Consider the following 12,393-nt stretch of genomic DNA (forward strand, 5'->3'; position numbering starts at 1 on the left):
TCGAAGGAGAACTATTATTATGAAGATTTCTAAATTAGTATTTGGTATGGCAGGATTAGTAACATTTGGCTTAGGGATGAACAGTGTAGATGCAGCGGAGGTTTCACATACTATTCAATCAGGTGAAACATTATCAACTATCGCTCAAGATTATTTCGGTGATGCTTCTTACTATAGTACAATTGCTCAAGCTAACAACATTTCAGACGCTAACATGATTTATGTAGGTGAAACATTAGTCTTTGATACAGAAGGTACTGCCGTTCAAGCAGCCCCTGTTGCACAAGTACAAACACAAGAAACACAAGCGCCTGCAGCACCAGTGGTTGAAGAACAACCAGCTCAAACGCAAGAAGCTAGCTACACATCAAACGCTTCAGGTTCTGAAGCAGATGCAAAATCTTGGATCGCGTTTAAAGAATCAACAAACAACTACAACGCACGTAACGGTCAATACGTTGGTAAATATCAATTAACAGATAGCTACTTAAACGGTGACTACTCACCAGCCAATCAAGAACGTGTAGCAGACAACTATGTATCATCTCGTTATGGTTCATGGCAAGCAGCTAAAAACTTCTGGTTAGCTAACGGATGGTATTAAGATAGTTTAGATAACGTAAAATGGCACGCCCTTATGAGGGTGTGCCATTTTTTTATTTATCTGAACCTAAAATTTGATTGATTTCTTGGCTATATAAATCAGCTTTACCACCGAAGACTGCTTGGATGCCACCTTTAACATCCAGTACAGCGGTAGCGCCTAATTTTTTGATGGCTGTTTTGTTAACCACGTCGCTATCTTTAACGGCGACACGTAAGCGTGTCGCACAAGCTTCAACAGATTCAATATTTGCTGATGAACCTAAGTAGTCGATGATGGCTAGTGACTCTTCGTGTAAGCTAGCGTTCGCTTTTAGAGGCGCAACATCGTCAGTTAAATCTTCTTCGTTTTCCATACCAGGAACCGCTACTTTGAATTTTTTAATGCAGAATAGGAATACAAAGTAGTAAATAGCAGCCCAAACTAGACCTAGTGGAATCACGTATAACCAATGTGTTTTATCTTGACCTTGTAAGGCACCAAACAATAGGAAGTCAATTAGACCACCAGAGAATGAGTTGCCGATACGGATGCTTAACATGTCAGCAAACATAAATGATAAACCGTCTAAGAAAGCATGAATCACGTATAACCAAGGAGCAGCGAATAAGAACATGTACTCGATTGGCTCAGTAATCCCTGTTAAGAAAGAAGTTAACGCACTACTGAAGTATAAACCGCCATTTTCTTTACGATTTTGTTTAGGAATCGCATGATACATAGCTAGACAGGCAGCCGGTAAACCAAACATCATCGTCGCAAAACGTCCTGCAAAGAAACGTGTACCGTGAGTGAATAGTCCAGTGTGGTTAGGATCAGCTAATTGAGCAAAGAAAATATTTTGCGCACCTGATACCATTTCGCCAGCGACCATTTCACTACCACCTAATGAAGTGTACCAGAACATTGGATAAATGGTGTGGTGTAAACCAACAGCACCTGTTAAACGTAATAAGAAGCCATACAAGAAGCTTCCAAACACGCCCATTTTAGCAATGGCTTCACCTGCTGATACTAGGCCGTTTTGGAATGGTGGCCAAATAATATAAAAGATTGCACCTAAAATAATAGCAGCTAGAGATGAAACAATTGGGATGAAGCGTGATCCACCAAAGAATCCTAGAAACTGTGGTAATTCAATTTTACGGTAACGATTGTGTAAATAAGCAACCGTTCCCCCGACGATAATTGAACCTAGAACCCCAGTGTCAATGGTTGCTCCTTCTGCTGAGAACATTTCCAACAAGCCGCTAATCGTTGCGGTGAACACTAGGAAGGATACCCCACCGGCTAAACCAGCAGTTCCTTTGTCACCCTTAGCTAAACCAACGGCAACCCCAATCGCAAAAATCAATGCTAAGTTAGCAAAAACAGCATTTCCGGCATAGCTCATCACTTTTAAAATCGTTTGTAACCATGCTTGGTCAAGAATTGGGAAACTTGCAACGGCGCTAGGATTGGTTAACGCGCCTCCTAAACCTAATAGCAACCCTGCCGCTGGTAAAATAGCGATAGGAAGCATAAAGGCTCTACCTATTTGTGAAAACTTTTTAAACATAGTTTTTTCCTCCTTAATCTAATGCTTTTATAAATCTTGATGCAATCTCTTTTGGTCGAGTAATTGCGCCACCAACGACAATCCCACAAGCCCCCATATCATAAATAACACGCGCTTGTTCTGGTGTGTGAATTTTACCTTCTGCAATTAATGGCATATCTGCATCAATAATTTTCTTCATTAATTCGATATCTGGTCCGTCAGTTGCCACACTTTCTTCTGTATAACCAGATAATGTTGTCCCAACGAAATCCACTCCTGCTTCATAAGCATTTTTGGCTGCTTCGAAAGTGTCAATATCCGCCATCAGTAATTGTTCTGGATATTTTTCTTTGACTTGCTTGATGAACTCGTTGATGGTTAAACCATCAAAACGCTCACGTAATGTGCAATCTAACGCAATCACTTCCACGCCTGTTGCTGCTAATTCATCGACTTCTTTCATCGTTGCCGTGATGAATGGTTGTTGTGGTGGGTAGTCACGTTTGATAATCCCGATGATTGGTAAATCAACTTTTTCTTTGATTTGTAAAATATCTCTGACTGAGTTAGCACGAATACCGACAGCTCCAGCTTCTTTAGCTGCTAAGGCTAATAACGGCATAATGCCACCTTCTTCTGTATATAGAGGCTCTCCGGGTAATGCTTGGCATGAAACGATAATGCCGTTTTGGACTTTTTCGATAAATTGTTCTTTGTTCAACATATTCCCTCCGTTTTTAATCCTAAAAATAATAATAATGGAGTTTATCTCCAAAAACAATATAGCATGCGCTTTCAATTTTGTAAATGATTAAGATAGCATTTAATTAAAAATACTCGTATAATTTAGAGGAGATGTTTTTTAAGGAGCGAACGAATGGAATATGTAAATAAAATAAAAGAGTATTATGAAATATTAACGAAGTCAGAAAAGAAAGTGGCAGATTATATTTTGTCACAAGGTGAAAAGTTGATTTATACGACGATGGGGGAGGTCAAAGCTCAGACAGGTGTAGGAGATGCTACGATTGTCCGTTTTTGTCAAAAAATTGGTTATTCGGGATTTTCAGAATTAAAGATTGATATTGCCAAAGAAGATTTTAGTCAAATGAAAGAGCAAGAACAGGTGGCAGATTTATTTGAGCATGCGGCGCGTCAATTAGTTACAGCTATTGACGAAACTAAGCATTCTTTTGAGATGGATAAGATTGATGAGGTTAGCCAGTTAATTGTGAGTGCCCGTCATGTATATATTTATGGGGTAGGAGCGAGTGGTCAGAGTGGCTTGGATTTGGAACGTATGCTCATTAAGGTAGGCATTCCCTCTACAGCCATCATTGATTCGCATTATCAAGCGCAATCAGCAACTATTGTGACGCCACAAGATGTCGTTATTGTGTTCTCGTTATCAGGTAAGACAAAAGATACCTTTGATACAGTCAAGATTGCTAAAGATAAAGGGGCAAATATTGTCGTCATTACGAGTTATGGTTTATCACCAATTGCTCAATTAGCCGATGTCGTTTTGAAGACAGCCATTGAGGAACATTTATTAAATGGGGGTTCCTTAGCAGGTCGTATCTCACAATTATTTTTAAGTGACGTGTTGGTTAGAAATATTGAAGACAAGTTTGCCACAGGTAAAGAAGATTTAAGAGCAGAAGTCTTGCGTTCGGTGATGAATAAGATGATATAAAAAAATGTTGGTAACGAGTTTTTTTAGCGCGTTATCAACATTTTTTATTATATTTTAATTTGGCGTTTTTATACGTTCAATATTATAGAACAACTCTAAAATTGTGATCAACTTCTGCTTTGATTACGGGATGTTTTTTTAAGTAGTCGGCAATTAATTCTGTCATATCGACTTGGATTTCTTTAATAATTTTATCCACATGAAACATGTGATAATTTCCCCCACCAATTGCACGATAATGATTGGTTACAACTTCTAATTCCTGATCATCTGTGATAGGTTGATTTTCAAATAATAGCTCTGTTATTCGTTGGCCGGAAGGTTGCTTCATATCAATTGTGTAGTCAATTCCTTCATACATATCATAATTATAATATTGTGGCTTTGGATGAATATAATCAGGATTAAAAATAATTTCTCCATCTTGTACTGCTAAGTAGTTGGCTGTTTGTTCTAAAGCAGCTCTTAATTCTTTTCCGGTTATTTTTATGACGGCCAGCGTATTGGGATAGATATAATTAGTTATAATATCACGCATGGTAATCGATTGATCAAACCCTTTTCCTTCATTGTTAAAAAGAGCGGTTCCAGAGATTTTAACCCCACTAGCAAACTGTTGAACATGATGGATAAATTCAATGTAAGGATGTTCCTTTAAGCGGGCTTGCATGGGGTCGATAATTCGCATATCTCCCTCGACAGTTCCTAGTTGTTGATCTAACCAATCTTCTAGGGCGGATTCAGCTGGTTCAATGGCTGATATGATTTGTGAGTCAGCTTCAACCTTGTCTAGAGAGTGTATCCTAGCGCTACTCTCTGTAATTGTGACTGTATTATTTGTTTTTTCTACAGTTAATTGGATTTCTCCAATGTGACTGCCACGATAGCCTGGTTGTACCACGGGAATACCATTGACTTTTGTTGCGATTATCCGGTGCTGATGGCCGGTAAAAAGGGCATCAATGCCATCAACTTCTTGTAATAATTGATAGCCCTCGTTTTCCCCAGTCAACGCTTCTGTCGCATTGCCGGTGGCTAAGTCCTTTTCGAACCCTCCGTGGTAACTAACCACAATAATATCTGCTTGTTGTTTTAATATAGGTATATATTTTTTTGCTGTTTCAACAACACTTTCAAAGGTTAGGCCTTTGAGTGTTTCTGGGTTTTCCCAATGAGGAACGTATTGTGTAGTTAAACCTAAAATAGCGATTTCTATTCCTTGTTTTTCAATGATTTCATAAGCTTTCCCAAAATAAGGCTGTCCTTTTTCATTTAATATATTTGCAGCTAAAATAGGTGCATGACAGTGATTAATAAATTCGTTTAAATAATCCATACCGTAGTTAAATTCATGATTACCTATAATTTGAACATCATAGTCCATTAGGTTGATAAGGTTGGATAGCTCTTGTGACGTATTATGTTCTTTTGCTAAATAGTAACTTAAGGGAGATCCTTGAATGAAATCGCCATTTTCAATCATGATAACGGGTCCATCTGCTTGTTCACGTTGTTCTTTTAATTTAGCAAATGCTTTAGCAGCACCAAGAGGTAAGTCTTTTTTATTAGAATAATCTGTTGGATAAATATAGCCATGCAAATCACTCGTTTCTAGAAAAGTAATTTTCATTTGTCGTTCTCCTTCATTCAAATTAAAAAAAGGAGTTGTGACAGATTTTTGTCACAGCTCCTTTAACAGGATAGATTGAAACTCGTTTATTTTTTCATATCAATGGTCTCTAAGACATGTCCTGGAATCAATGTTTCGGAAGTTGATTGGATGATGTGTCCTTGTTCAACACGGTATAGATTATAGCCGTAGCGTTCTTCAAATCTAACGATTCCTTCTCCTTCATCTTCTCCTACAAAAGACATGCCTGAAACTGTAAAATAGGGAATCCTATTTATTTCTGCATTAAAGTGGTGATGGGTATGGCCGTTTAAAATACAACTAATATTATAAGGTGCAATTAAATCTAAGAATCGTTTAGTTCCTGGCCATATAGGCATACTACTTTGTTGTGGTAATAGATGGTGGTGAGTGACTAAAATAATTGGACGATCATGTTCTTGCTCCAAAGTTTCAGCTAACCATTGGAATTGCTGTTCATCTGCAATGCCATCTGCATATCCATGACAAGAGTTATCAAAAGAAATAATTGTAAAATCCGGATAGGTTGCAACATGATTATAGGGATTAGAAGAAGCTGTTTGACTATCTTCTTGACACCAACCTATTCTAAAATGTTCCTTAATATCATGATTTCCCAAAGTAACGATGATGGGGATGTCATTTAGCTTATCATAGAACCATTTTTTTAAATAGTGATAGTCAGTTATCGCACCATCTTCCGTCAAATCCCCACTAATGATAACTAAATCTAGTTTGGTTTGTTGGAGAATTGCTGTTAAACATGTTTCAAGTGGGATAAGTGGGTTTTGCATTTTTGCTAACATCGCTTTATAGCCGATTTCACTTGCTTCGTATTCTCTACGATAATGTATATCTGATAGATGTAATATATTCATATTATCTCAATTTCTTTCTTATGATTCCTGTTATTTGATCTAGTATAAAGACGGTAATAACAACGCCAATTAAAATAATACTAACTTTATCCCAAGATCGTGTCTGGATAGCAAAAATTAACGGTGCACCAATTCCTCCAGCACCAACTAAACCAAGTGTAGCAGCACTTCGAACGGCTATTTCAAAATGATTTAAGGCTAAAGAAGAATAAATTGGCATTAAGTAGGGAATACGTACGTAAAAAATGATTTGCCAGAAATTTGCGCCTACCGCCTGCATTTCTTCTATTAATTTTTCATCCATTGACTCCATTTCTTCGGTAAATAACTTGCCTAGCATTCCAATTTGATGAACACCAATTGCCATAACACCAGCAAATGGACCAGGACCAACAAGTTTTACAAAAATTAAGGCAAAAATTAATTCTGGAAAAGCTCGTAACACATTACAGATGAATTTTCCTACCTTAGTGACCCAAGGATATGATTGCCAAAGATTAGTAGAGCTGATAAGTGTTATCGGAATTGCTAAAATAGTTGCTAACATGGTTCCTAAACAGGCAATGCCAATCGTTAGTAAAAGTAAACTTAATAAGTCTTCACCACTACCGTCATAGAAAAAATCCCATTTTGGTTTTGCTAGGCCTCGTAGGACATCCATTCCCATCGAAGGAGAGAGGGTCTTTAATCCAGAATAATCAAGATTTATTGCGGATAGGAAAACAAGTATAATCAAGAGTACTAGAGAAATAATCGTTTTTTTACTCATAGCTCGTATCATCATGCTAGAGACCTCCTAACTTGCTCGCTCAATTTATCGACAATTGCAACGGTAATTAATATAGTTAAAATAATAATCGAGACACGTTCGTAATTCATTAATGCCATAGAAGAGTTAAGTATAACACCAATTCCACCAGCTCCAACATATCCTAGAACCGTTGATGAACGAACATTTACTTCAAACGCATAGAAAGCATAGCTCGTAAATTGACTCAAAATTTGTGGAGCGATTGACCAAATAGCAATTTGTATTTTATTCGCCCCAACCGCTGATGCGGCTTCAATAGGACCATAGTCAATTGTTTCAATGGCTTGGAACATTAGTTGAGAGACCATTCCAAATGTGAAAACCGCGATTGTTAGTACCCCCGTTGCTTCTCCAATTCCGAAGATTGCGACTAAAAGTGCTGCCAAAAGTAAGGTCGGAATTGTTCGGATTAGTCCTAGTAAAAATCTGGAGATAGTCGAAATTAAGCGGTTTTCAGTCACAATAGTTGTTGCTAAAAAACTAACGGGGACGGCAAACAATAAACCAATCATCGTTCCAAGTAATGACATTTGTAGTGTCTTCATCATGGGTCTAAATAATTTTGGTAAATAGCTAAAGTCAGGATGAACGAATCGAGAGAGGAAAGAGACCATTTGATTCGAATTTTGAAAAAGCTGAGAGAATTCAGCCTCAGTAATCCAAGCACTTCCTTGAAAACAAACAAGTAAGAAAATCAGTACAAACAAGTGCTTATACCATTTAAAGTGTACGGTTTCTTTCAAGCTCATCCGCCTCGCCTGCCTTTTCTTCAAAAATTGATTTACCATAAATTTGGTTCAAACGCTCATCCGTCAATGCTTCCGGAGAACCATCAAAAACAACCTCTCCAGCATTTAGTGCGATGATTCTAGTTGAAAATTCTCTAGCTAGTGGTACTGAATGGAGATTGACAATAATCGTTTTCTTCATGGATTGATTGATATTCTTTAAATCTTCCATAACTTTTTGTGTTGTAATAGGGTCAAGAGAAGCAACCGGTTCATCAGCTAAAATAATAGGTGCTTGTTGGACTAGCGCACGAGCAATCGAAACGCGTTGTTGTTGTCCACCACTAAGTTCATCACTACGTATCTGTAATTTATCGGATAGTCCAACGGTTTCTAAGGCTATATTTGTTTGTTGATAATCTTCTTTTGTAAAAAGACCGAAAATACTTTTCCAAGTAGAATAATATCCTAATCGTCCTGATAGAACATTTTTTTGAACGGTGCTACGTTTCACAAGGTTGAAGTGTTGTGAAATTAAGCCGATTTGTCGTCGAATGATTCTTAATTCTTTTTTTCTTGCTTTTGTAATAGAGGTATCGTTGATACGAATATCACCACTTGTTGTTTCGACTAAGCGATTGATACTACGTAAAAGGGTACTTTTTCCCGCACCACTTAATCCGATGATGGAAACAAATTCACCATCTTCAATTGTTAGATTGATATCTTTAAGGCCTACCACACCATTCGGGTAAACCTTTGAAACGTTATCAAAAATTATCATAATATTTCCCCATTTTTATATTGTTAGCTACTAAAGCCGTTTATTCAGCAGCTTTAGTAGTATATTCTCTAATTGTATCGTAGGCCGAGTCAGCGGCTTGTTCGTATCCTTGGTGTCCCCATAAACTCATAGCTTCTTTACCATCTTCGTCATCCTTCATATTTAAGAAGACGTTTTTTATTTCTTCTTTTAAATCGCTAGGCATATTCGGTTGAACGGCAATTGCATCGTTAGGAATATCACCTTCTGTCAAGTACAAGACTTTTAATTCTTTGAATAAATCATTGTTTGGAAAACTAGAAGCAAACGCATTGCGAGCTCCTTCAAAAACAAAAGCCGCATCAATTTGCTTGTTTAGTACTGATGTAATTTCACTAGGAATGTCATTAACAGTTGTCATTTTTGTATCAGCAGTAGGATCAATACCCGCATCTTTTAATTCAGCAACAGGATAAATGTATCCGCTAGCTGAGTTAGGACTTAAAGTGGCAATGTTTTTTCCTTTTAAATCAGTTAATTTAGACATATCACTATCAGCGCGAACTAAAATTTCGCCTTTAAATGTATTGGTTAATTGGTCTGTTAGTGGTAGACCTGTTTCTTGATCATAATCACCAAGTTGTGAGGTTAAAATGGCTTCCGCTGCATGCGCATCTTTTGCTTGCACATAGGCAGCTGGAGGCATAATACCGACATCTACTTGTCCTGATGCCATTGCTTCTACAATAGTAGAGTAATCAGTAGCTAAGGTCACTTTTACATCACGGTCCAATTTTTTAGAAAGGTAATTAGCAAACGGTTTTGTTTTTGCCTCCATGCTACCGTCGTTGTTTGTTGGTACGAATTGAACAACTAATTCATCCTTTTTATCTTTTTCTGAATCGTTTCCTGTTTTATTAGACGTACAAGCACCTAAAGTAGTAAGTAACATGATTCCGATAAAGCCTTTTGCTATCTGTTTAAAGTTCATTTTTTTCCTCCCAATGGATATATTTTATTTTGTGATTAAATCATATCAACTAACCATTAAATAATGAAGTGACACACGTCCTATTTTACATTAAATTTACATACGTTTATCTTTTTTATATCAAAAATGTTCGTGTTGAGTTCGATGGCCTTTTACGATATAATAAAAAAAACCATAGAGGTGACTTTTTATGAAAAAAATCAAAAATATAGAGCAACTATCTGCCTATGTTGATAGGTACAATCTGCAAGACTATATGGATTCAGATATATTAGCTATGGCTTCTTTACATTATTTCGATAAAGAAGATCACCTTATCCAGTCGGAAACAACGTCTGATTATTTATACTTTCTAGTAAAAGGAACGGTAATGGTTTATTCCTATTCGTCAGACACACAAAATATTTGTATAGATTATGTTGAGCCTGCATCGTTAATTGGTGAGGCTTCTTCGTTGTGGGGGCTCGTACCCAAAAGTAATGTAAAAGCGGTATCTCATTGTATTTGTATTAGTATATCACTGAAAAAATATCGTGCTAAATTACAAGCGGATGTTCGTTTTTTACAGAATATTTGTCAGCTATTAAGTTACCGTCTTAATTCTAATGTTAATTTAGCCAATTCTTTGACGGAGCCAGTTGAAACGAGACTAGCAAAATTTATTTTATCCCATTATGAAGGAGATCAGTTTTCCGTTCGTCTTACAACATGTGCTGCTATTTTAAATGTTAGTTATCGACATCTAATCCGAATGATGACTAACTTTCGTGAAGCAAATATTATAGAGAAGAAGAAAAACTACTATCTAATCCTTGATTTTGATAAATTAATCGAATTATCAAAAAAATTAAGTGGCTAGTTTTATTTGTAATAATGCCGGTAAAATAAATATTCTTAAAAATAATAAAAATCCAAAACAAATGTATGACAAGCATCTGTTTTGGATTTTTATTTTGGCAACCATTCACTACTATGTTCAGTTAAATACCTTAATTTCTGAGGTTTGCTTAATTGCTTAAAAGCATACTCCGCCTGCATGGCGGGTGATTTTTCACTGAAGTGTTCTAGGTGAATCATCCGCATTGGATGCCTCTTGAGGAGGCGTGTGTATTTTGCGCCGGTTCCGTTATTGTGTTGTGCCAATCGTCTAATAGGGTCCGTCGTGTAGCCAGCATAGAGCGTATTATCAGCGCATTGTAGGACATAAAAGTAGTGATCGCTACTCGCCATGTAGTATCGCCTCTATTTCAGGTAAATACTGATTGTCCTCACCATATACATATAATGGTGGCAAGATTTTTAGGCCACCAGGTTTGCCGTGATGAATGCCTTCAATTAACAAGGTATTTGCTTCACGACCGACTTTTGGATAAACGAGTTGCATCCGTTTGGGCTCTAATTGATAACGTTGCATCACAGCCAAAATTTCGGTAAGGCGTTCCGGCCGATGTACCATGGCAAATCGTCCGTTCATCTTTAATAAGCCAGCCGACATTTTGATCACTTCTTCAAGGTTGGTGTGCAATTCGTGTCTAGCAATTGCTAAATGCGGGTTCGGATTTTTGACGTTTGTCGGTAATTCCTTGAAGTAAGGTGGGTTACAGATAACACAATCAACGGTATCTTTACGAATATATTGATTGGTATCGTTCAAATCAATATTAAGAACCGATAGCTGTTCACTTAAATCATTAAGTTGGATGCTCCGAGTGGCCATGTCGGCTAAACGTTCTTGTAATTCAACGCCGATAATTTGTGCATTCGTTGTCCGACTGATAAATAAGCCAACCGCCCCGTTACCAGAACACAAATCGACAATCAGTCCACGTTTTGGTGTACGGGCAAAATGAGCCAATAAGACCGCGTCTAAAGAAAAGGAAAACACGTCTGAACTTTGAATAATTTGGATATTTTGAGCGGATAATTGGTCAATACGCTCATTTTCATAAATAATTGGTTCCATAAAATCTCTCCATCAGTATAATAAGTAGTATTATATCACGAATTAGCAAAAACAACGGACTTGAATAGAATAAAATGTCTGGTATGTCAAGATATGGTAAAATAAATGAAACGAATGAAAAAAAGTGAGGAATGAATATGTTTTTTAAAGTCATGCGATCAATCGCTAAAGGAGCGTTGTTTATTGTCAATGGACGCGCTGAATATCAACAACAAGATAAATTACCCGAAGGCAACTATGTGTTAGTTGGTCCACATCGTACATGGTGGGATCCGCTTTACTTCGCTATCGGTGCAGCGCCAAAAGAATTTTCTTTTATGGCCAAAGAAGAATTATTTAAAAATCCTATTTTAAGATGGATTCTAGTAAAAGCCAATGCGTTTCCTGTTAATCGCGATAATCCCGGACCAAGTGTCATCAAAAAACCGGTTAAATTATTAAAGAGTACAGAGTTAAGTTTGATCATGTTTCCAAGCGGGACACGTCATTCAGAAGAGTTAAAAGGTGGCGCTGCGTTAATTGCTAAAATGGCGAAAGTGCCCATTGTCCCAGTAGTTTATCAAGGCCCCGTAACGTTGGGTGGCTTATTCAAACGCAAAAAAGTGATTTTACGCTTTGGCGATCCTATTGACGTATCGGATGTTAAGAAACTAGATCAAGCGGGTATTACAGAAATTGAACGCTGTATGAGCACGTCTTTTGCCCAACTAGATAGCGAAATTAATCCAGATTATAAATACGTGCCAAAGAAAAAAGACAACCAATAAT

At 37.2% G+C, this 12,393-nt stretch carries 14 protein-coding genes; 4 read left to right on the forward strand and 10 right to left on the reverse strand.

Annotated features, from left to right (window positions below; all coding sequences use genetic code 11):
- Positions 1 to 16: 16 nt before the first annotated feature.
- Positions 17 to 604, forward strand: a complete 588-nt coding sequence (gene apf, locus E4Z98_RS00490) for an aggregation-promoting factor (RefSeq protein ID WP_425330220.1) — start codon at positions 17 to 19, stop codon at positions 602 to 604.
- A 52-nt stretch (positions 605 to 656) separates the two neighbouring features.
- Here apf and E4Z98_RS00495 read toward each other — a convergent pair whose 3' ends face one another.
- The gene (locus E4Z98_RS00495) at positions 657 to 2,162 is read right to left on the reverse strand and encodes a PTS transporter subunit EIIC (RefSeq protein ID WP_135255098.1); all 1,506 of its coding nucleotides are present in this window, start codon (positions 2,160 to 2,162) and stop codon (positions 657 to 659) included.
- Positions 2,163 to 2,175: 13 nt separating this feature from the next.
- On the reverse strand, positions 2,176 to 2,865 hold the full coding sequence (locus E4Z98_RS00500) for an N-acetylmannosamine-6-phosphate 2-epimerase (RefSeq protein ID WP_135255144.1): 690 nt from the start codon (positions 2,863 to 2,865) through the stop codon (positions 2,176 to 2,178).
- 156 nt (positions 2,866 to 3,021) lie between these two features.
- Between E4Z98_RS00500 and E4Z98_RS00505 the strand changes: the two genes are divergently transcribed.
- A complete protein-coding gene (locus E4Z98_RS00505; RefSeq protein WP_135255097.1) occupies positions 3,022 to 3,840 on the forward strand; it encodes a MurR/RpiR family transcriptional regulator in 819 nt (272 codons plus the stop codon).
- An 82-nt stretch (positions 3,841 to 3,922) separates the two neighbouring features.
- Here E4Z98_RS00505 and E4Z98_RS00510 read toward each other — a convergent pair whose 3' ends face one another.
- The 6 genes from E4Z98_RS00510 to E4Z98_RS00535 all read right to left on the reverse strand — a co-directional run bounded on the left by E4Z98_RS00510 (position 3,923) and on the right by E4Z98_RS00535 (position 9,662).
- A complete protein-coding gene (locus tag E4Z98_RS00510; protein WP_135255096.1) occupies positions 3,923 to 5,470 on the reverse strand; it encodes a bifunctional metallophosphatase/5'-nucleotidase in 1,548 nt (515 codons plus the stop codon).
- Positions 5,471 to 5,556: 86 nt separating this feature from the next.
- Positions 5,557 to 6,369: a metallophosphoesterase family protein gene (locus tag E4Z98_RS00515; RefSeq protein ID WP_135255095.1), complete on the reverse strand. Its 813-nt coding sequence runs from the start codon at positions 6,367 to 6,369 to the stop codon at positions 5,557 to 5,559.
- 1 nt (position 6,370) lies between these two features.
- A complete protein-coding gene (gene phnE, locus E4Z98_RS00520; protein ID WP_135255094.1) occupies positions 6,371 to 7,153 on the reverse strand; it encodes a phosphonate ABC transporter, permease protein PhnE in 783 nt (260 codons plus the stop codon).
- Positions 7,150 to 7,929 (reverse strand): phosphonate ABC transporter, permease protein PhnE, encoded by a 780-nt coding sequence (phnE, locus tag E4Z98_RS00525; RefSeq protein ID WP_135255093.1) that lies wholly within the window; start codon positions 7,927 to 7,929, stop codon positions 7,150 to 7,152. The genes phnE (E4Z98_RS00520) and phnE (E4Z98_RS00525) overlap by 4 nt, the downstream gene beginning before the upstream one ends.
- Positions 7,901 to 8,692, reverse strand: a complete 792-nt coding sequence (phnC, locus tag E4Z98_RS00530) for a phosphonate ABC transporter ATP-binding protein (protein ID WP_135255092.1) — start codon at positions 8,690 to 8,692, stop codon at positions 7,901 to 7,903. Before phnC ends, phnE (E4Z98_RS00525) begins: the two co-directional genes overlap by 29 nt.
- A gap of 40 nt (positions 8,693 to 8,732) precedes the next feature.
- Positions 8,733 to 9,662, reverse strand: a complete 930-nt coding sequence (locus E4Z98_RS00535) for a phosphate/phosphite/phosphonate ABC transporter substrate-binding protein (protein WP_135255091.1) — start codon at positions 9,660 to 9,662, stop codon at positions 8,733 to 8,735.
- 190 nt (positions 9,663 to 9,852) lie between these two features.
- On the opposite strand from E4Z98_RS00535, the gene E4Z98_RS00540 reads away from it, so the two are divergent.
- Positions 9,853 to 10,521 carry a cyclic nucleotide-binding domain-containing protein gene (locus tag E4Z98_RS00540; RefSeq protein WP_135255090.1) on the forward strand — a complete coding sequence of 223 codons (669 nt, stop codon included), beginning with the start codon at positions 9,853 to 9,855 and terminating at the stop codon, positions 10,519 to 10,521.
- 89 nt (positions 10,522 to 10,610) lie between these two features.
- On the opposite strand, the gene E4Z98_RS00545 is transcribed toward E4Z98_RS00540, so the two are convergent.
- Together E4Z98_RS00545 and E4Z98_RS00550 are read right to left on the reverse strand one after the other, a co-directional pair.
- On the reverse strand, positions 10,611 to 10,892 hold the full coding sequence (locus E4Z98_RS00545) for a GIY-YIG nuclease family protein (protein ID WP_135255089.1): 282 nt from the start codon (positions 10,890 to 10,892) through the stop codon (positions 10,611 to 10,613).
- On the reverse strand, positions 10,882 to 11,625 hold the full coding sequence (locus E4Z98_RS00550; protein ID WP_209316319.1) for a tRNA1(Val) (adenine(37)-N6)-methyltransferase: 744 nt from the start codon (positions 11,623 to 11,625) through the stop codon (positions 10,882 to 10,884). The genes E4Z98_RS00545 and E4Z98_RS00550 overlap by 11 nt, the downstream gene beginning before the upstream one ends.
- 137 nt (positions 11,626 to 11,762) lie before the next feature.
- Here E4Z98_RS00550 and E4Z98_RS00555 point away from each other — a divergent pair, with 137 nt between their 5' ends.
- Positions 11,763 to 12,392, forward strand: a complete 630-nt coding sequence (locus E4Z98_RS00555) for a lysophospholipid acyltransferase family protein (protein ID WP_135255088.1) — start codon at positions 11,763 to 11,765, stop codon at positions 12,390 to 12,392.
- Position 12,393: the final 1 nt, after the last annotated feature.

Origin of the sequence: Vagococcus xieshaowenii, assembly GCF_004792515.1 — a bacterium.
GTDB lineage: Bacteria > Bacillota > Bacilli > Lactobacillales > Vagococcaceae > Vagococcus_A > Vagococcus_A xieshaowenii.

Bases quoted from the DNA above. Each gene is read 5' to 3' on its own strand.
- phnE (WP_135255094.1), bottom strand. From the start codon at position 7,153: ATGATGATACGAGCTATGAGTAAAAAAACGATTATTTCTCTAGTACTC.
- E4Z98_RS00495 (WP_135255098.1), bottom strand. From the start codon at position 2,162: ATGTTTAAAAAGTTTTCACAAATAGGTAGAGCCTTTATGCTTCCTATC.
- E4Z98_RS00505 (WP_135255097.1), top strand. From the start codon at position 3,022: ATGGAATATGTAAATAAAATAAAAGAGTATTATGAAATATTAACGAAG.
- E4Z98_RS00550 (WP_209316319.1), bottom strand. From the start codon at position 11,625: ATGGAACCAATTATTTATGAAAATGAGCGTATTGACCAATTATCCGCT.
- E4Z98_RS00535 (WP_135255091.1), bottom strand. From the start codon at position 9,662: ATGAACTTTAAACAGATAGCAAAAGGCTTTATCGGAATCATGTTACTT.
- E4Z98_RS00515 (WP_135255095.1), bottom strand. From the start codon at position 6,369: ATGAATATATTACATCTATCAGATATACATTATCGTAGAGAATACGAA.
- E4Z98_RS00545 (WP_135255089.1), bottom strand. From the start codon at position 10,892: ATGGCGAGTAGCGATCACTACTTTTATGTCCTACAATGCGCTGATAAT.
- E4Z98_RS00555 (WP_135255088.1), top strand. From the start codon at position 11,763: ATGTTTTTTAAAGTCATGCGATCAATCGCTAAAGGAGCGTTGTTTATT.
- phnE (WP_135255093.1), bottom strand. From the start codon at position 7,929: ATGAGCTTGAAAGAAACCGTACACTTTAAATGGTATAAGCACTTGTTT.
- phnC (WP_135255092.1), bottom strand. From the start codon at position 8,692: ATGATAATTTTTGATAACGTTTCAAAGGTTTACCCGAATGGTGTGGTA.
- E4Z98_RS00540 (WP_135255090.1), top strand. From the start codon at position 9,853: ATGAAAAAAATCAAAAATATAGAGCAACTATCTGCCTATGTTGATAGG.
- E4Z98_RS00510 (WP_135255096.1), bottom strand. From the start codon at position 5,470: ATGAAAATTACTTTTCTAGAAACGAGTGATTTGCATGGCTATATTTAT.